This is a genomic window from Bradyrhizobium sp. CCH5-F6, from assembly GCF_001556045.1.
Taxonomy (GTDB): Bacteria; Pseudomonadota; Alphaproteobacteria; order Rhizobiales; family Xanthobacteraceae; genus Bradyrhizobium.
In genome coordinates this window covers 159,181-177,491 of record NZ_LSIC01000073.1, presented here as the reverse complement: position 1 = coordinate 177,491, position 18,311 = coordinate 159,181, and the positions used below count along the sequence as shown (strand labels likewise).

14 protein-coding genes are annotated in these 18,311 nt (G+C 63.8%); 5 read left to right on the top strand and 9 right to left on the bottom strand.

Annotated features, from left to right (window positions below):
* Positions 1–38: 38 nt before the first annotated feature.
* The gene (locus AX729_RS13355; RefSeq protein ID WP_061023843.1) at positions 39–728 is read right to left on the bottom strand and encodes a YggS family pyridoxal phosphate-dependent enzyme; all 690 of its coding nucleotides are present in this window, start codon (positions 726–728) and stop codon (positions 39–41) included.
* 108 nt (positions 729–836) lie between these two features.
* On the opposite strand from AX729_RS13355, the gene AX729_RS13350 reads away from it, so the two are divergent.
* Positions 837–2,540, top strand: a complete 1,704-nt coding sequence (locus AX729_RS13350; RefSeq protein WP_061023688.1) for a diguanylate cyclase domain-containing protein — start codon at positions 837–839, stop codon at positions 2,538–2,540.
* Here the strand turns inward: AX729_RS13350 and AX729_RS13345 are convergent.
* Positions 2,537–3,583, bottom strand: coding sequence for a GGDEF domain-containing protein (locus tag AX729_RS13345; protein ID WP_197433588.1), 1,047 nt, complete (start codon positions 3,581–3,583; stop codon positions 2,537–2,539). The two genes, AX729_RS13350 and AX729_RS13345, sit on opposite strands and share 4 nt — an antisense overlap.
* Positions 3,584–3,773: 190 nt before the next feature.
* On the opposite strand from AX729_RS13345, the gene leuS reads away from it, so the two are divergent.
* The 3 genes from leuS (at position 3,774) to holA (ending at position 8,107) form a co-directional block, all read left to right on the top strand.
* Positions 3,774–6,410 (top strand): leucine--tRNA ligase, encoded by a 2,637-nt coding sequence (gene leuS, locus AX729_RS13340; RefSeq protein ID WP_061023686.1) that lies wholly within the window; start codon positions 3,774–3,776, stop codon positions 6,408–6,410.
* Positions 6,397–6,948 carry an LPS assembly lipoprotein LptE gene (lptE, locus tag AX729_RS13335; RefSeq protein WP_061023685.1) on the top strand — a complete coding sequence of 184 codons (552 nt, stop codon included), beginning with the start codon at positions 6,397–6,399 and terminating at the stop codon, positions 6,946–6,948. Before leuS ends, lptE begins: the two co-directional genes overlap by 14 nt.
* A gap of 130 nt (positions 6,949–7,078) precedes the next feature.
* On the top strand, positions 7,079–8,107 hold the full coding sequence (gene holA / locus AX729_RS13330) for a DNA polymerase III subunit delta (protein WP_061023682.1): 1,029 nt from the start codon (positions 7,079–7,081) through the stop codon (positions 8,105–8,107).
* Between the two features lie 119 nt (positions 8,108–8,226).
* Here holA and AX729_RS13325 read toward each other — a convergent pair whose 3' ends face one another.
* The 7 genes from AX729_RS13325 to hemJ all read right to left on the bottom strand — a co-directional run bounded on the left by AX729_RS13325 (position 8,227) and on the right by hemJ (position 16,952).
* Entirely contained in the window at positions 8,227–9,114 is an 888-nt protein-coding gene (locus AX729_RS13325) for a ParB/RepB/Spo0J family partition protein (protein WP_061023681.1), read from the bottom strand.
* 152 nt (positions 9,115–9,266) lie between these two features.
* The gene (locus tag AX729_RS13320) at positions 9,267–10,136 is read right to left on the bottom strand and encodes a ParA family protein (RefSeq protein ID WP_061023679.1); all 870 of its coding nucleotides are present in this window, start codon (positions 10,134–10,136) and stop codon (positions 9,267–9,269) included.
* A gap of 28 nt (positions 10,137–10,164) precedes the next feature.
* A complete protein-coding gene (gene rsmG, locus AX729_RS13315; protein WP_197433593.1) occupies positions 10,165–10,806 on the bottom strand; it encodes a 16S rRNA (guanine(527)-N(7))-methyltransferase RsmG in 642 nt (213 codons plus the stop codon).
* Positions 10,807–10,941: 135 nt separating this feature from the next.
* Positions 10,942–12,822 (bottom strand): tRNA uridine-5-carboxymethylaminomethyl(34) synthesis enzyme MnmG, encoded by a 1,881-nt coding sequence (gene mnmG, locus AX729_RS13310; protein ID WP_061023675.1) that lies wholly within the window; start codon positions 12,820–12,822, stop codon positions 10,942–10,944.
* A 520-nt stretch (positions 12,823–13,342) separates the two neighbouring features.
* Positions 13,343–14,701, bottom strand: a complete 1,359-nt coding sequence (mnmE, locus tag AX729_RS13305) for a tRNA uridine-5-carboxymethylaminomethyl(34) synthesis GTPase MnmE (RefSeq protein WP_061023674.1) — start codon at positions 14,699–14,701, stop codon at positions 13,343–13,345.
* Positions 14,702–15,012: 311 nt separating this feature from the next.
* Positions 15,013–16,278 (bottom strand): transcription termination factor Rho, encoded by a 1,266-nt coding sequence (gene rho / locus AX729_RS13300; RefSeq protein WP_061023673.1) that lies wholly within the window; start codon positions 16,276–16,278, stop codon positions 15,013–15,015.
* A gap of 251 nt (positions 16,279–16,529) precedes the next feature.
* The gene (hemJ, locus tag AX729_RS13295; protein ID WP_061023671.1) at positions 16,530–16,952 is read right to left on the bottom strand and encodes a protoporphyrinogen oxidase HemJ; all 423 of its coding nucleotides are present in this window, start codon (positions 16,950–16,952) and stop codon (positions 16,530–16,532) included.
* Positions 16,953–17,468: 516 nt separating this feature from the next.
* Here hemJ and AX729_RS13290 point away from each other — a divergent pair.
* Positions 17,469–18,308 carry a pyruvate, water dikinase regulatory protein gene (locus AX729_RS13290; protein ID WP_061023669.1) on the top strand — a complete coding sequence of 280 codons (840 nt, stop codon included), beginning with the start codon at positions 17,469–17,471 and terminating at the stop codon, positions 18,306–18,308.
* Positions 18,309–18,311: the final 3 nt, after the last annotated feature.

Genomic DNA, 18,311 nt, shown 5'->3' with positions numbered 1-18,311 from the left:
CAGGCGCCTGTACGGCTCCCGCCACTCGCTTACGGCAACTATCGATGTCCGAAGATCGCGCTTCCCACGCGAACATGCGTGGCACCCAGCATGATGGCGGTGGCGAAATCCGCGCTCATGCCCATCGAGAGATTCGTCAGGTCATTGCGCGCGGCGATCTTGGCAGTGAGAGCAAAGTGCGCCGCCGGAGGTTCGTCGACGGGGGGGATGCACATCAGTCCGGAGATCGTCAGCCCATAGGTGTCGCGGCAGCTCGCGAGAAATGCGTCGGCCTCGCCGGGCGCAACGCCCGCCTTCTGCGGCTCCTCACCGGTGTTGATCTGGACGAAGAGCTGGGGGTGCTTGTTCTGGGATTCGATCTCCTTGGCTAACGCCTGGCAAATGCTCGGGCGGTCGACCGAATGGATGGCGTCGAACAGCGCAACCGCCTCTTTCGCCTTGTTGGATTGCAGCGGCCCGATCAGATGCAGCGCGATATCGGGGTAAACGGACGTTAGCGCCGGCCACTTGCCTTTGGCCTCCTGCACCCGATTCTCGCCGAATACGCGCTGTCCGGCGGCAATGACGGGGGTGATCGCATCCGCCGCGAACGTCTTGGACACCGCGATCAGCGTCACGGAGGCGCGGTCGCGCCGCGCATCCTTGCAGGCGCGTGCAATTTCGGCTTCGACCGCGGCGAGCGCGTGTGGTGAATGGCCGGTTACCGGCGCGGCGTTGGCTTCTGTCATGAGGTCTCTTGCCGGGATCATAGCCCGAGTTAAGTCCAATTTTACCGAGTTCAAGAAGCAGTTTTTGAACCCTTCGCTTTACCTTAGCCCGCGGGGTGGGTAGCGAAGATGGCAAGCGTCAGTCTCAACCGCAAGAGAGCGAAACTCAAGCAGGTTCTCGGAATCCGGGCGCGGCTTGCGTTGCTCGCGGTGATTCTCGTGGCCCCCTTGATGCTCGATCGCATCCGTTCGCTCGAGGAAGAGCGCGCGCGGCAGATCGCGCAGGCTGCGACCGAATTCACCACGGTGGCAAGGCACAGCGCCGATGCGCAGCGCGAGGTGATCTCCTCGGTCGAGACCATTCTGAAGGCGGAGGCCTTCATTCGCGCTTCCGTCGGCGGCATCAGCAAGAGCTGCGACGTGCTGCGCGCGAGTCTGCCGTCGAGCCTTCCCTGGATCCGCACGCTTCTGATCGCCGGCCAGGACGGACGCATCCAATGCGCCACCAACAACATGTATGTCGGCCTCGATCTCAGCGACCGGCCGTACTTCCAGCAGGCACAGGAAACAGGCCGCTTCGTATTGAGCGACTTCATCATGTCGCGGCCGGTGCCGTCGCCGACCGTGATGGCGGTTTATCCGGTCTCCGCCTTCAGCGGGGTCACCGATGCCGTCGTGCTTGCCACCGTCAATCTCGACTGGATGTCGAAGGTCATGAACAATCTCGGCGGTCGCGCCGGCATCACCGCGGTGCTGGTCGACAGCGTGGGTACCGTGCTTGCGGCTCCGGCCGATCAGCACAGTGCGGTCGGCCGCCCGCTCGACAACTTGCCGCTGATGTCCGCAATCGCCGACAAGGCGCTGCGTTCCGCCCAGGACGAAGGCTCGCTCTCTTTCCTCGCCGCCGACGGCTCGCGCCGCGCGGTCAGTTTCATCCGCATCGCCGGCACCAATGCCCGACTGATCGCCAGCATCGATGAGGACAAGGTGTCCGCAGCGGTCAATCGCGACATCCGAACCGCATATCTGCAGCTCGCTTTCGTCGTCATGTTCGTGCTGCTCGGCGCGCTGATCGCCGCCGAGAAACTGGTGATCAAGCCGATCGAAATGCTCGTCGACATGGCCAAGCGGCTCGGCGAAGGCGATCTGTCGGCCCGCGCGGCGCGCAATCGCCTGCCGGCCGAGTTCGTGCCGCTGGCCCGTGCCTTCAACGCGATGGCTGCGCAGCTGAGCCAGCGCGAGCGCGAGCTGATCGCGAGCAACGACCGCCTGACGGTGATGGCTTCGATCGACATGCTGTCCGGTCTCGCCAACCGCCGCGGCTTCCAGAGCCGGCTCGACTTCGAGTGGATGCGCGCCCAGCAATATGGCAGCGACCTCTCGCTTCTGATGATCGACGTCGACCATTTCAAGCTCTTCAACGACACCTACGGCCATCTCGAAGGCGATTCCTGCCTGACGCGACTCGGCGAGTCGCTCTCGGGCATCGCCGCCGATACGATGGGCTTTGCGGCCCGTTATGGCGGCGAGGAGTTCTGCCTGCTACTGCCAAACACCGACGTGACGCGGGCCGTTGAAATCGGCGAGCAGGTGCGCGCGGCCGTGCTGAGGCTCTGCCTGCCGCACATCACGTCCGCGCATATGATCGTCACGGTCTCGATCGGCGTTGCCGCGACGAAGCCAAATGAGGCCCTACGGCCCGGCGATCTCATCGAAGCCGCCGACGCCGCGCTCTATGCCGCCAAGCATCGCGGCCGCAACAACGTCGTCGAGCACGGCGTGCAGGCGATCGAGACCGGCGCGGCCGACGTGGTGATGGTGGCCAGCGCCTAACCGGCGGCGCCGGCCCGCTCGAGCTCGATCTCCGTCACCACGCGATTGCGGCCGCCGCCCTTGGCGAGATAGAGCGCGCGGTCGCAACGCTCGATCAGATCGTTGATCCCCTCGCCCGTCCGGTACTGCGCCACGCCGATCGACACGCTGATGCTGGGCAGGACCTCGCCGGTCGAGCGACGCGTGATCGTGCACTCGGCGACCGCACGCCGGATGCGCTCGGCGATCTCGGCGCAAGCGGCGAGATCGGCGTCGGGCAGCACCGCGATCAACTCCTCGCCGCCATAGCGGGCCGGCAGATCCTGCTCGCGAACCTTTTCGCGCAGCACCTTCGCCATCAGGCGCAACACCTGGTCGCCGATGCCATGGCCGAAATTGTCGTTGAAGGTCTTGAAGTGGTCGATGTCGAGCAAGAGCACGCTGAGCGGCTCGCCCCATTCCGCGGTCGTCTGCGCCTCGCGCAGGAATTCGTCGAGAGCCCGCCGGTTCGCCAACCCCGTCAACATGTCGGTCCGGGCGTGCTGCTCGGAGCGCGACAGGGAATCGCGAATCGCGTCGAGCTCGCGGGTCTTTTCCTCAAAGCCGGCCTCCAGCCGTGTCGCCCTCGTGGCGGCCCGCGCCAGCTCGTTCATGAGCTGGGCGACCAGCAGTTTTGGATCGACGCCGGCCCTGCCCTGGTCGGCCACCTGGCTGATGACCTGCATCTGCGAATGATTGTCGGCGATCGCGGTCGCCAGGAATTCCTTCGCGGCCCCCATGAGCGCCTGCAGCCGCTCGGACGTGTCGACCACCGCGGCACTCACCTGGGGGGCGACGTAGGTCTCGAACAGATCCTGATTGGTTCGGGCGTCGAAAGGGCGATTGTGGTCGATCAGGAGATCGATGGCGTTGCGCAGATCGTCGTGGCTGCCTGCGAAATACCGGAACCAGACGGCAAAATTGGCCGGGGTGGGCGCAATCCGCTGCTCGGCCATGCTCCGCATCGCCCGTCCGGCGATGGACGCGGCATAGTCGTGATCGGGATCGTCGAAGCAGGAATCCATTGCGCTCGTGCGGCCTTATCAGGCTGCAAATTGGCATCGACCCCTTAATCACACCCCAACGCGGGACCTCGTAGTTATGCGGAGGCGCCGTCAAAGTTCCAGAACGCGGCAACCCATTGACCCCCTGAGGTCTTCTATGGCCTAGTCCGCCGTCTTGTGACGGCCGAACCCACGAAAACCCAACGATTCCATGACCTCCGAACGCTATAACGCCCGCGACGCCGAACCGCGCTGGCAACGCCTCTGGGACGACCAGGCGATCTTCGTCTCCAGGAACGACGATCCGCGACCGAAATACTATGTGCTCGAGATGTTCCCCTACCCCTCCGGGCGCATCCATATCGGCCATGTCCGGAATTACACGCTGGGTGACGTGCTGGCCCGCTTCATGCGCGCCAAGGGGTTCAACGTGCTGCACCCGATGGGCTGGGACGCCTTCGGCCTGCCGGCCGAGAACGCCGCCATCGAGCGCAAGGTCGCCCCCAAGGCCTGGACCTACGACAACATCGCCGCGATGAAGAAGCAGCTCCGCTCGATCGGGCTGTCGCTGGACTGGAGCCGCGAGATCGCGACCTGCGATCCCAGCTATTACCGGCACCAGCAGAAGATGTTCCTGGACTTCCTGCGCGCAGGGCTTGCCGAGCGCGAGAAGCGCAAGGTGAATTGGGACCCCGTCGACATGACCGTGCTCGCCAACGAGCAGGTCATCGACGGTCGCGGCTGGCGTTCGGGCGCGGTCGTCGAGCAGCGCGAGATGAACCAGTGGGTCTTCAAGATCACGAAGTACTCGCAGGAGCTGCTGAGCGCGCTGGACGGGCTGGACCGCTGGCCCGACAAGGTGCGGCTGATGCAACGCAACTGGATCGGGCGTTCGGAAGGCCTGTTGATCCGCTTCGCGCTGGATGCGGCGACGACGCCGGCCGGCGAGAGCGAGCTGAAGATCTTCACGACGCGGCCCGACACGCTGTTCGGCGCCAAGTTCATGGCGATCTCGGCGGATCATCCGCTGGCGCAGGCCGCCGCCGCGAAGAACCCTGAGCTCGCGGAGTTCATCGCCGAGATCAAGAAGATCGGCACCGCGCAGGAGATCATCGACACCGCGGAGAAGCAGGGCTTCGACACCGGCATCCGCGCCGTGCACCCGTTCGATCCCAGCTGGAAGCTGCCGGTGTATGTCGCGAACTTCGTACTGATGGAATATGGCACCGGCGCCATCTTCGGCTGCCCGGCGCACGACCAGCGCGACCTCGACTTCGTCAACAAGTACGATCTCGGCAATACGCCCGTCGTGTGCCCGGAAGGCCAGGATCCCAAGTCCTTCGTGATCACCGACACCGCCTATGACGGTGACGGCCGCATGATCAATTCGCGCTTCCTCGACGGCATGACCATCGAGCAGGCCAAGGAAGAGGTAGCGAAACGGCTCGAAGGCGAGCTGCGCGGCAACGCGCCGGTCGGCGAGCGCCAGGTGAATTTCCGCCTGCGCGACTGGGGCATCTCGCGCCAGCGCTATTGGGGCTGCCCGATTCCCGTCATTCACTGCCCCAAATGCGACGTGGTGCCGGTGCCGGACGCCGACCTGCCGGTGAAGCTGCCGGACGATGCGACCTTCGACAAGCCGGGTAATGCGCTCGACCATCACCCGACCTGGAAGCACGTCACCTGCCCCAAATGCGGCGGCAAGGCCCAGCGCGAAACCGACACCATGGACACCTTCGTGGACTCGTCCTGGTATTTTGCGCGCTTCACCGATCCCTGGAACGAGAACGCGCCGACGACGCCTTCGGTCGCCAACCGGATGCTGCCGGTCGACCAGTATATCGGCGGCGTCGAGCACGCGATCCTGCATCTGCTCTACAGCCGCTTCTTCACCCGCGCGATGAAGGCGACCGGGCACATCGCGCTGGACGAGCCGTTCGCCGGCATGTTCACGCAAGGCATGGTGGTGCACGAGACCTACCAGAAGGCCGACGGCACCTATGTGCAGCCGGCCGATGTAAAGGTCGAGGTCGGAGGCAACGGGCGCCGTGCGACCCTGCTGACAACAGGCGAGGACATCCAGATCGGCCCGATCGAGAAGATGTCCAAGTCGAAGAAGAACACGGTCGATCCCGACGACATCATCGCGACCTACGGCGCCGACGTGGCCCGCTGGTTCATGCTGTCGGACTCCCCGCCCGACCGTGACGTGATCTGGAGCGACGAGCGCGTCCAGGGCGCCTCGCGCTTCGTGCAGCGGCTGTGGCGGCTGGTGAACGATTCCGTCGAACTGGGCAACGGTGCGCCGGCGGCCCGGCCGACCAGCTTCGGCCCGGACGCGACGACCTTGCGCAAGGCCGCCCACGGCGCGCTGGACAAGGTCACCACCGGCATCGAGCGGCTGCACTTCAACGTCTGCCTCGCCCATATCCGCGAATTCACCAATGCGTTCTCTGAGGTGCTCCAGCGCCCTGGCCAGCCAGCAGCCGACCTGGCTCCGGATTTGGCCTGGGCGATCCGGGAAGCCAGCCAGATCCTGGTCCAGCTGTTCTCTCCGATGATGCCGCATCTGGCGGAGGAGTGCTGGCGGGTTCTGGGCCAGAAGGGACTGGTTTCGGAAGCCAATTGGCCCCAAATCGAACGCGATTTGCTGGTCGAAGACGCCGTGACCCTGGTGGTCCAGGTCAACGGCAAGAAGCGGGGTGAGGTCACAGTTGCAACAGCGGCCCAGAATCCGGAAATCGAGGCTGCCGTTTTGGCCCTCGATGCGGTAAAGCTGGCCTTGGACGGCAAGCCCGTCCGCAAAGTGATCATCGTTCCCAAGAGGATCGTGAATGTTGTCGGCTAGGATCCGTATCGCAGCCCGCTTGCTGGCAGTCGCCGCGCTGGCGGCGCTGACGGCCGGCTGCTTCCAGCCGATGTATGCCGAGCGCACCGACGGCACCCCGGGCCTGCGCGAGAAGCTGATGGGGGTCGAGCTCCCCCCGATCAGCAAGCCCAATGCTTCGCGCGAGGCCCGCGTCGGCGTCGAAATCCGTAACGCGCTGGCGTTCAAGCTTTACGGCACGGCGACGGGCATGCCGCCGACCCACCGGCTGGATATCCGCTTCACCACCAGCCGCTCCTCGCTGATCGTCAGCGCCACGACCGGACTGCCGACCAGCGAAAATCTCGGCATCGACGCCCAGTACAATCTGGTCGATGTCGTGACAGGAAAGTCGGTCATGACCGGCTCGACTTTCTCACGCGTGTCCTATGACATGCCGGGGTCCTATCAGCGCTTCTCACGCACACGGGCCGTGCGGGATGCCGAGGATCGTGCGGCCAACGAGATCGCCGAGAACATCACGACGCGGCTCGCCTCGTTCTTTACAGCGGGCACGTAATACCCTTCCGTCACTCAGGGACACGCGAAGCGTGACCTACGGTGCGCAATTGCGCATCTGAGAATCTCGATCAACAATCTCTGGATTCCGGGTTCTCGCGTTGCGAGCCCTGGAATGACAGTTGGGTCCGATGGTCGCACTGCGTGGAAAAGAGATCGACGCCTTTCTCGCCCGGCCCGATGCGGGCCGTCCGATCATCCTGCTCTACGGTCCCGATGCCGGCCTCGTGCGCGAGCGCGCCGATGCGCTGATCGCTTCCAGCGTCGACGATCCCAACGATCCGTTCTCGCTGGTCAAGCTCGACGGCGACGAGCTCTCCGCCGAGCCCTCGCGCCTCGTCGACGAAGCCATGACGGTGCCGCTGTTCGGCGGCCGCCGCGCCATCCGCGTTCGCGCGGGCTCGCGCAGCTTTGCCAGCGGCATCGAGACGCTGGCCGGGATGGACGTGAAGGATTGCCGCATCGTGATCGAGGCCGGTGAGCTTCGCCCGGAATCGCCGCTGCGCAAGACTTGCGAGCGCGCCAAGACGGCCGTGGCGATCGGCTGCTATCCCGACACCGAGCGCGATCTTGCCAGGCTGATGGAGGAGGAGCTCCGCATTGCGAATTTGCGCATCGCGCAGGACGCGCGCGCGGCGCTGATGTCGTTCCTCGGCGGTGACCGCCAGGCCTCGCGCAACGAGCTTCGCAAGCTGACGCTCTACGCCCATGGCAAGGGCGAGATCACGCTGGAGGACGTGATGGCCGTGGTCGCCGACGCGTCAGAGCTGAAACTCGACCCGATCGTCGACGGCGCCTTTGCCGGGCGGCCCGACATCGTCGAGAGCGAATTCGCCAAGGCCATGATCGCCGGCACCTATCCCGGCGTGATCATCTCCGCGGCGCAGCGCCAGGCCGCGTGGCTGCACAAATCCGCGCTCGCGATCGCCGACGGCACGCCAGCCTCCACCGTGCTCGACGGCGGCTTTCCGCGCCTGCATTTTTCGCGGAAGCCTGCGGTCGAAACCGCGCTGCGCAATTTCAGCCCGGCGCGGCTCGCCGCCATCATCGAGCAGCTCGCAACCGCGGCGCTCGACACCCGCAAGCAGTCCACCCTCGCCGCGGCCATCGCTCAGCGCGCACTGATGTCAATCGCCGCGAACGCCAAGCGGCGAGGCTGAGCCTCCGCTCTCTCCACGTCATTGCGAGAAGCGCAAGCGACGAAGCAATCCAGAGTCTCTCTGCGGAAAGACCCTGGATTGCTTCGCTTCGCTCGCAATGACGTGGAGAGTGGACGGGCCTACAGCGCGCCCTTCGCGAGACGCTTCATCACCTCGTCGAGCTGATCGAGGTTGCGGTAGTTGATCTGCACGGAGCCACCGGGATCACGATGATTGACGGTAACCTTGAGACCGAGCGCGTCGCTGACACGCTTTTCGAGGTCGATCGTATCAGGGTCCTTTTCCTTACCCCCGGTGCTGCGCGCCTTCTGCGGCTTGCGCTCGGGCACGCCTTCCTCGTGCGCCAGCGCCTCGGCCTGGCGGACGTTGAGCCCCTCCTCGACGATGCGCTTGGCGGCGGCGAGCGGATCGGGGACGCCGATCAACGCGCGGGCGTGGCCGGCGGTCAATTCGCCGGTCGCGATGAAGGCCTGCACCTCAGCCGGCAGTTTCGTCAACCGCATCATGTTGGCGACATGGCTGCGGCTCTTGCCGACGACTTTGGCGATATCCTCCTGGCTGCGTTTGAATTCGTTGGCGAGCGCGTGATAGCCCTGCGCCTCTTCCATCGGGTTGAGATCTTCGCGCTGCACGTTCTCGACGATCGCGAACTCCAGCGCATCGCTGTCGCTGATGTCGACCGGAACGATCGGCACGTCATGCAGGCCAGCGAGCTGCGAGGCGCGCCAGCGCCGCTCGCCCGCGATGATCTCGTAACGGTCCTGCGCGCCCTTGACCGGACGCACCACGATCGGCTGGATCACGCCGTGCTGCCTGATGGAGTCGGAGAGCTCCTTGAGCTCGGTCTCCGAGAAGGTGCGGCGCGGATTGCGCGGGTTGGGCTTGATGAATTCGATGGGCACCTTGCGCTGGGCGCGCGGACGATCGACGTGCTGAGCCTCGCCGCCAACGTCACCGATCAGACTCGCAAGACCTCGGCCCAGTCGCGAACGCGCTTCGTCGGCCATCGCCAGCTCCCTTGGATTCACGGTGCAGCACTCCAGAACTGAATTTCGAATCGTAGGGCGGATTAGCGAAGCGTAATCCGCCACAGGTTTGTTCGCGGCGAGAGATCGGCGGGTTACGCTGCGCTAACCCGCCCTACGGGATTACAGCACCGCTAATGCGTCGTGCGCAGCTCGCGCTCGCGCTGGATCACTTCGGTGGCGAGCCGCAGGTAAGCTTCGCTGCCGACGCATTTGAGATCGTAGACCAGCACCGGTTTGCCGTAGGACGGCGCTTCCGAGATGCGCACGTTGCGCGGGATCATGGTCTTGTAGACCTTCTCGCCCATGAACTGGCGCACATCAGCGACGACCTGGTTCGAGAGGTTGTTGCGCGAGTCGAACATCGTCAGCACGATGCCGTGGATCGACAGGTTCGGATTGAGCGTCGAGCGCACCTGCTCCACGGTCTGGAGCAATTGCGACAGACCTTCGAGCGCGAAGAACTCGCATTGCAGCGGCACCAGGATCGCGTCGGACGCCGCCATCGCGTTCACCGTGAGCAGGTTGAGCGAGGGCGGGCAGTCGATCAGCACATAGGTGTAGTCGGCGTCCGGCGAGACGTTGTTGTTGAGCGCGCCGATGGCGTCACGCAGCTTGAAGGCCCGGCCGGGGGTGGTGCCGAGCTCGAGCTCGAGGCCGGAGAGGTCCATGGTCGAGGGCGCGATGTGCAGCCGGGGCACCGCGGTCGAGACCACCGCCTCGCGCAAGGGGGCTTCGCCGATCAGCACGTCGTAGGTCGAGCAGGAGCGGTTGCGGCGATCGATGCCGAGCCCGGTCGAGGCATTGCCCTGCGGATCGAGATCGACGATGAGCACGCGCTCACCGATCGCCGCGAGCGCCGTACCGAGATTGATCGCTGTGGTTGTTTTTCCCACGCCGCCCTTCTGATTCGCGAGCGCGAGAATGCGCGGGTGTCCATGCGGGACCTCGGCGGTCTGTTCTTGGGCAGCCTGTTCTTGCTGCGGTTCGTCAATCACGCTCATCGCAATTCCCCACTCACCCCTGAACGCCTCACCCGCGCCGTTCGGCGGCATTCAGCTCCACGATCCAGCCGTCGCCTGTACGGCTAGGGTGGAGCTGCGGCTGAATATTCCAATATTTAGCGGCTTCGGTCAATTCAGCCTCTACATCTTGACCCTTCGGAAATAGCGCCTTTGCGCCCTGGCGCATCAGCGGCTCCGCGAAGCCGATGAGTTGATGTAGCGGAGCCAGCGCACGCGCGGTGACGCAATCGACGGGGCCGGTGATTCTATCCACATTATCCCCGATCTCAGCGAGATGTACGACTCCCGGAGATGTGGTGACGCGAATCGCTTCGCGCAGAAACGCCGCCTTCTTGGCGATTCGCTCGACCAGGTGGACGCTCGCGCCCGGCGTCCCCGCCATGGCGCAGGCCAGGACGACACCAGGGAAGCCTCCGCCGCTGCCGAGGTCGGCCCAGTGTTTTGCGGTCGGTGCGAGATCGACCAGTTGCAGCGAGTCGGCGATGTGCCGCGTCCACAGGTGCGGCAAGGTCGAAGGCGCGACCAGATTGGTCTTGGCCTGCCACTCGCGCAGCAGGGCGATGTAGCGATCGAGCCGGGCCTCGGTTTCACGTGAAACGGGAGCGAGCTTGAGCGCCGCGATTTTGTCGGCTGCGATGATCGCGTCCAGCGACTGATCGTTGGCCCTGGCTTTGTCGATTCTAGCCGGCGCCAGCTCGGCTCGCCGATCAGTACCCTCACCTGCTCCGGGTCGTCGCGATAGCGGTCTGTCCCCGCCCGATCCGCGCTGTTTCACGTGAAACGCCTATGCAATTGCTTTGGAAGTCTTCCGTGCTTCGCGTCGGAGATAAGCGGCGAGGATACCAAGCGCCGCCGGCGTCATGCCGTCGATCCGGCCGGCCTGGCCGACGGTGAACGGCCGCGCCTTCTCCAGCTTGGCCCGGACCTCGTTGGAAAGACCCGGGACGAACTGGTAGTCGACTTCAGACAGCACCATCCCCTCGTCGCGCCTGAACGCTTCGACGTCGGCGCTCTGACGCTCCAGATAGACATCGTACTTGGCGTCGATCTCCAGGTGGGTGGCGATCACCGGGTCGATCGTAGCCAGCTCAGGCCAGATCGCACGAACCTGGCTCCAGCCGATCTCCGGATAGGCCATCAATTCGAAGGCCGACCGGCGCTGGCCGTCCCGGTTCAGGGACAGGCCGTGCTTGATCGCCTCGTTCGGGGTGATGGTTAGCGACTTCGACAGCGTTCGAGCCGCGTTCAGGGCATCCATCTTGGCGCGATGATATTGTGCTCGGGCGCTGCCGACGCATCCAAGCGCGATGCCCTTCTCGGTCAGACGCTGGTCGGCATTGTCGGCCCGCAGGGTCAGCCGGTACTCGGCCCGGGAGGTGAACATCCGATAGGGCTCGCTGATCCCGCGGGTGACGAGGTCGTCAATCATCACACCGAGATAGCCATCCGCCCGATCGAACACCGTCAGCGCGGCACCGCTGGCGGCCAGGGCGGCGTTCAGCCCGGCCACGATGCCCTGCCCGGCCGCCTCTTCGTATCCGGTGGTGCCGTTAATCTGCCCGGCCAGGAATAGGCCGCGCAGGCGCTTGGTCTGCAGGGTCGGATCGAGCTCGCGGGGATCGATGTGGTCGTATTCGATCGCGTAGCCCGGCCGTACCATCTTCACCCGCTCCAGGCCTGGGATACTGGCGAGGATCGCAAGCTGAACCTCCTCCGGCAGCGAGGTCGAGATGCCGTTGGGATAGACCGTGCTGTCGTCGAGTCCTTCCGGCTCCAGGAAGATCTGGTGGCCGTCACGGTCGCCGAAACGGACGATCTTGTCCTCGATCGAGGGACAATAGCGCGGTCCCGAGCTCTTGATCTGGCCGGAGTACATCGGCGAGCGATGGACATTGGCCCTAATCACCTCATGGGTGGCGGCCGTGGTCCGGGTGATCCCGCACTGGATCTGCGGATTCGTGATCCGCTCCGTCATCACCGAGAACGGTTCCGGCGGCTCGTCTCCGGGCTGCATCTCGACTGCGGACCAGTCGATCGTGGTGCCGTCCAGTCGGGGGGGCGTGCCGGTCTTGAGGCGCCCGAGGGTGAAGCCGGCACGCTCGAAGGAGCCGGAAAGACCTAGCGCAGGAGCTTCGCCGACACGTCCGGCCGGCCAATTCTTCTCACCGAGGTGGATCAGACCGCGCAGGAAGGTGCCGGTCGTGACGACAACCGCCCCTGCCCGAAGCTCCCGGCCGTCCGCCATGCGGAGCCCGATGACCCGGCCATCAGCCACGACCAGTTCGTCAGCTTCGCCTTCGATAACGGTCAGACCTTCAGTCTCCCGGATCGCGGTCTGCATCGCTGCCGCATAGAGCTTCCGATCCGCTTGGGCGCGAGGACCGCGAACTGCGGGGCCTTTGCGGCGATTGAGGACGCGAAACTGGATGCCGCCAGCGTCGCCGACGCGGCCCATCAGACCATCGAGAGCATCGACTTCGCGGACCAGATGACCTTTTCCGAGCCCCCCGATGGCGGGATTGCAGGACATGGCGCCGATGGTCGAGAAACGATGCGTCACCAGAGCGGTCGCTGCACCCATTCGCGCGGCCACAGCCGCGGCTTCACAGCCGGCGTGGCCGCCGCCAATCACGATGACGTCGAAGCTTGCTCGCTCTGTTCGCATGAGCGGACTTCTATCCCAGGGCGGAAAAAGCCGGAAGTGGAAACTCAGGTCGAGGTCGTGTTTCACGTGAAACAGAGGCGGGGGCCCGGACAGAATGCATTTTTGCGAAAACAACCCCATGCACAGTAGAAAGAGCGTTGAAGGCATTGGCTGTTTCACGTGAAACAAATATCGAGGAGGCCGAAGCGAACGTTTTGAGAAGGTCGCCCGATAATCCTGGGCGATCGACGAAGAGCAACATCGCCCCACGCAGTCGTAGCGGCCGACCGATCCAGGACTTCTCGGAACGAAGACCGACGGGATTGCTTCGTCGCAAGGGCTCCGCGCAACGACGAGATTGAGTGACAGAAAGGCCCTAAGCGCCGTTCCTCGTCGCACAAGATCACGACGGGAAGCTCAGAATGGAACCGAGCCAGTGCCTGCTATGTTTCACGTGAAACGACGGGAACCCATTGGTTCCTGTTTCACGTGAAACTCAAAGGAATGGAACAAGCTCTAATTCTATCATGAAGAACTAGCGCTACTTTCCGACGCAAAACTTCTGAAAGATCGCCCCGAGGACGTCCTCGACGTCTACTCGCCCCAACAGCCGGCCCAGGGCAAAGGCAGCCGCTCGCAGTTCTTCGGCCGCCAGTTCTTCGCCCTCTTCTATAAGCTCCAGACTCCGGCGCAAGCTGTCGGCGGCCTGGCGCAGCAAATCGCGCTGCCGTGCACGGGTCACCAATGCGCCCTCCGTCGTTCCGAAAAAGCTACCGGCGAACGTTACGAGCGCCTCGACCAGTTCGGCGATGCCGTCGCCCCGGCTCGCGGAGATCGCGAACTCGCCTAGCGGCGCGACGCCCCCGGCCCCGACGAGATCGATCTTGTTGCGGACGATCCAGACCGAATCCTCCGACGAGGCGAAACCGCCGCCGGATCTCCGAAGCGAACGTATGGCCTCCGGGTCGATCTCTTGCCCGCCCTCCACCAACCACAGGACCAGGTCGGCGTCCCCGGCTCGCGCACGGGCCCGGCGCACGCCCTCCCGCTCCACGGGATCATCGGTCTCGCGAATGCCGGCGGTGTCGATGACAGTCACGGGATAGCCGTCGAGATCGAGCTGCACCTCGATCACGTCGCGCGTGGTGCCGGCATAAGGCGAGACGATCGCAACGTCTCGGCGCGCGAGCTGGTTGATCAAAGTCGACTTGCCGACGTTCGGCTCGCCCGCGATGGCAACCACCAGTCCGTCGCGCAAGCGTTCAGCTTGTCCCTGTGCCGCAAGCACTTTTTCGATTTCGTCGTGGAGGGCTCCGATCGCCTTAACTGCCGGCGCCAGCAGCTCGGCAGGCACATCGCCCTCATCGGAAAAATCGATGCCAGCCTCGATCAGGGCCGAAGCCTCAATGATGCGCTCGCGCCAGTCGCGGGCGCGGTTGCCGAGCAGGCCCTGCAGCTGGCGCAGCGCCTGGCGACGCTGGCGGTCAGTGTCGGCGTGAATGAGGTCGTCGAGGCCCTCCGCCTCGGTGAGGTCGAGCTTCCCGTTCTCGAAGGCACGCCGCGTGAACTCGCCGGGCTCGGCCGCCCGCATATTCGGAATTTTAGAAATTGCGGAGAAGAGCGCCGTCAGCACTGCGCGTCCACCATGGACGTGGAACTCGGCGACGTCCTCGCCGGTCGCACTACCCGGCCCTGGAAACCAGAGCACGACCGCGTCGTCGATGGGCTGGCCTGCCCGGTCGCGGAGCAGCCGGCGGCTCGCCCGCCTTGGTGTCGGCAGCTTCCCCGCCAGCGCCGTTAGCGTCAGGCTGGCTTGCGGGCCTGACACGCGCACCACGGCGAGCGCGCTTGGCGGACGGCCGGACGACAGCGCAAAGATGGTCTGCTCTCGGGGGTGCATGGCCTATTTGTCCGTCCGGCAGGGAAAAGGCAAATATCCGTTTCCTGCGGGGTGAGGCGGCGACAATGCTGCACTCAAGGACGCAGCAATAGTCTATGCTGCAATGCAATAGATGATATCTTTTGCTGCGGAATCCGGCCATTCAGCCGGGCTGACTTCGCAGGAGCCCAGAATTACATCGCTTTCTCAATATCTTATGAGAGAGCAGATGTGGTGACGGGGCTCGCGCCATGCTGCACCGGTGCCGCAACAAAGCTGCACAAAAGAAAAGAGCGCCCTGAGGCGCTCTTCAATCTTCTGCTGCACTGCACTCAGGTGTTCATCGACTCGAAGAACTCCGAATTGCTCTTGGTCGAGCGCAGCTTGTCGAGCAGGAAGTCGATCGCGTCCATCGTGCCCATCGGGTTGAGGATGCGGCGGAGCACGTACATCTTCTTGAGCACCTGCGGATCGGTGATGAGCTCCTCCTTGCGGGTGCCGGACCGCGAGATATCGATCGCCGGGAAGGTACGCTTGTCCGAGACCTTGCGGTCGAGGATCAGCTCCGAGTTACCGGTGCCCTTGAACTCTTCGAAGATGACCTCGTCCATGCGGCTGCCGGTATCGACCAGCGCGGTCGCGATGATGGTCAGCGAGCCGCCCTCCTCGATGTTGCGGGCCGCGCCGAAGAAGCGCTTCGGACGCTGCAGCGCGTTGGCATCGACACCGCCGGTCAGGACCTTGCCGGAGGAAGGCACCACGGTGTTGTAGGCACGACCGAGGCGCGTGATCGAATCGAGCAGGATCACGACGTCGCGGCCGTGCTCGACGAGGCGCTTGGCCTTCTCGATCACCATCTCGGCGACCTGGACGTGACGCACCGCCGGCTCGTCGAAGGTCGAGGACACGACCTCGCCCTTCACCGAGCGCTGCATGTCCGTGACTTCTTCCGGACGCTCATCGATCAGCAGCACGATCAGATAGCATTCGGGATGATTGTGCGTGATCGAATGCGCGATGTTCTGCATCAGCACGGTCTTGCCGGTGCGCGGCGGCGCGACGATCAGCGCGCGCTGGCCCTTGCCGATCGGCGCGACGATGTCGATCACGCGTGCCGACAGGTCTTTCCGCGTCGGGTCGTCGATCTCCATGCGGAAGCGCTGATTCGGGAACAGCGGCGTGAGGTTGTCGAAATTGACCTTGTGCTTGGCCTTTTCCGGATCCTCGAAATTGAGCGTGTTGACCTTCAGCAGCGCGAAATAGCGCTCGCCCTCCTTCGGGCTGCGGATATGGCCTTCGATCGTGTCGCCGGTGCGCAGGCCGAAACGGCGGATCTGCGAGGGCGAAACGTAGATATCGTCCGGGCCCGGCAGATAATTCGCATCGGGCGAGCGGAGGAAGCCGAAACCGTCCGAAAGCACCTCGACGACGCCCTCGCCGACGATGTCGGTCTCGGCGAGCGAGAGCTGCTTGAGGATGGCGAACAGCAGCTCCTGCTTGCGCATGGTGCTGGCGTTCTCGACCCCGTTCTCTTCCGCGAACGAGACGAGCTCAGCCGGGGTCTTCGACTTGAGATCCTGGAGTTTAATTTCCCGCATTGGGGTGGTCCTGTGGGGTAACCTGAAAAGAGGGGGGTGCGAGGAGGCTCTGAAATGCGGACGTGAGAAGGTAAGGTCCGCAGGTCTGGCAAGGTGAGCGCCGGTTGAGGCTTCAAACCTGATGCGGTGTCCGGCCTCTGGAAGGCTCGGACACGACCACATCCGCCTGCGTTGGGTGGGATGTCGACAATATAGAAAATCGCTTCCTGCTCCGCAAGCAGAAGCGCTGAGCTAATCGTCGCGCGCCCTGCCTAGAACGGCTTCACGATCACCATGACGACGATGACGATCATCAGAACCGTAGGCACCTCATTGATTATTCGATAGAATTTCTGGGTCCGCGGTCGCCTGTCGGCGGCGAAATCCTTGCACCAGCGCGAGAAAAAGCCATGGACTGCGGACATTGCCAGGACCAATGCCAGTTTTACGTGCAACCAGCCGGACGCAAACCAATGGCCGGACCAGGCGAGATAGAGGCCAGCCACCCAGGTCACGATCATGGCCGGATTGATGATCGCCTTGAGCAATCGGCGCTCCATGATCTTGAAGGTTTCCGATTGCTTCGAACCGATCTCCGCCTCGCAATGATAGACGAACAGCCGCGGCAGATAGAGCATGCCGGCCATCCAGGCGATGACCGCGATCACATGCAGCGCCTTGATCCACTCGTACATGCCGGCAGCCTCCCATGACTTGCTTTGCGCGCCGCCTCGACCTGAACCGAGACGTCGCTCGAAAGCGCCCCTTCACCAAACAGTGGATGGAACGAGTCCGGTAAGAATTCATTCATCAATTTGGGTGCACACACATATCCGCGTGCTCGGCTCTTCTAAACCTAAAAATTTTAGAATCTTAAGGTTTGAGTCTATGTGACCGTGGATTGGACTCACACAATTCCGTCCGCCACTTCACGCCCGATTGTTCACATCCATCAACATATCCAGCGCGGGTTCGGACCGTTCGGATAAGCCGTCCGGACTCAAGGGCTTGCGCTCTTCCATCGGCAGCTTATCAATACGGTTATCCGCGCAATCCCGTTTTCCTCATCGCCGGGCGCCGAACTTGTTCGCACGGGCAGCGGTGTGAAGAAAATCGGCCGTTGTCCCGCCCCTGGTGTCGCACATCCCTTTCCAAGGGGTTAAGCTCCACAGAAATCCACAAACCGCCCCGCCCTCATACAAAGAGTTTCTGTGCCGACCTCGAACAATTATTTCCATCTGCACCTGGTCTCCGACTCCACCGGTGAGACGCTCATCACGGTGGCGCGCGCGGTCGCGGCCCAATACGCCAACGTGACGCCGGTCGAGCACGTCTATCCGCTGGTGCGCAGCCAGAAGCAGCTCGACCGTGTGCTCGACGAGATCGAGGAGGCGCCGGGAATCGTGCTGTTCACGCTGCTCGAGAAAGATCTGGTCGCCAGGCTCGAGGACAAGTGCAAGCAGATCAATGTTCCCAGCCTGTCGATCATCGGCCCGGTGATGCAGCTGTTCGAAGCCTATCTCGGCGCTGCGACCACGGGCCGTGTCGGCGCCCAGCACGTGCTCAATGCCGAATATTTCAAGCGCATCGATGCGCTGAACTACACGATGATCCACGACGACGGCCAACATGTCGAAGGCCTCGACGAGGCCGACGTGGTCCTGGTCGGCGTGTCCCGGACGTCGAAGACGCCGACATCGATCTATCTCGCCAATCGCGGCATACGTACTGCCAACGTGCCGCTGGTTCCGGGCATTCCGGTGCCCTCGCAATTGGAGACTTTGACGCGGCCGCTGGTGGTGAGCCTGCACGCGACGCCGGAACGCCTGATCCAGATTCGGCAGAATCGCCTGCTTTCCATGGGCGCAGATTCCGGCAGCGATACCTATGTCGACAAGCAGTCGGTGACCGAAGAGGTCGCGTTTGCACGCAAGCTGAGCGCCAAGCATGATTGGCCGCTGCTGGACGTCACGCGGCGTTCGATCGAGGAGACCGCGGCGGCGATCATGAAGCTCTACAGCGATCGCCAGCGCAACCGGCCTTCGGAATGATCC

Bases quoted from the DNA above. Each gene is read 5' to 3' on its own strand.
- hemJ (WP_061023671.1), bottom strand. From the start codon at position 16,952: ATGTACGAGTGGATCAAGGCGCTGCATGTGATCGCGGTCATCGCCTGG.
- leuS (WP_061023686.1), top strand. From the start codon at position 3,774: ATGACCTCCGAACGCTATAACGCCCGCGACGCCGAACCGCGCTGGCAA.
- holA (WP_061023682.1), top strand. From the start codon at position 7,079: ATGGTCGCACTGCGTGGAAAAGAGATCGACGCCTTTCTCGCCCGGCCC.
- AX729_RS13325 (WP_061023681.1), bottom strand. From the start codon at position 9,114: ATGGCCGACGAAGCGCGTTCGCGACTGGGCCGAGGTCTTGCGAGTCTG.
- rho (WP_061023673.1), bottom strand. From the start codon at position 16,278: ATGCGGGAAATTAAACTCCAGGATCTCAAGTCGAAGACCCCGGCTGAG.
- mnmG (WP_061023675.1), bottom strand. From the start codon at position 12,822: ATGCGAACAGAGCGAGCAAGCTTCGACGTCATCGTGATTGGCGGCGGC.
- mnmE (WP_061023674.1), bottom strand. From the start codon at position 14,701: ATGCACCCCCGAGAGCAGACCATCTTTGCGCTGTCGTCCGGCCGTCCG.
- AX729_RS13345 (WP_197433588.1), bottom strand. From the start codon at position 3,583: ATGGATTCCTGCTTCGACGATCCCGATCACGACTATGCCGCGTCCATC.
- AX729_RS13350 (WP_061023688.1), top strand. From the start codon at position 837: ATGGCAAGCGTCAGTCTCAACCGCAAGAGAGCGAAACTCAAGCAGGTT.
- AX729_RS13320 (WP_061023679.1), bottom strand. From the start codon at position 10,136: ATGAGCGTGATTGACGAACCGCAGCAAGAACAGGCTGCCCAAGAACAG.
- AX729_RS13355 (WP_061023843.1), bottom strand. From the start codon at position 728: ATGACAGAAGCCAACGCCGCGCCGGTAACCGGCCATTCACCACACGCG.
- lptE (WP_061023685.1), top strand. From the start codon at position 6,397: ATGTTGTCGGCTAGGATCCGTATCGCAGCCCGCTTGCTGGCAGTCGCC.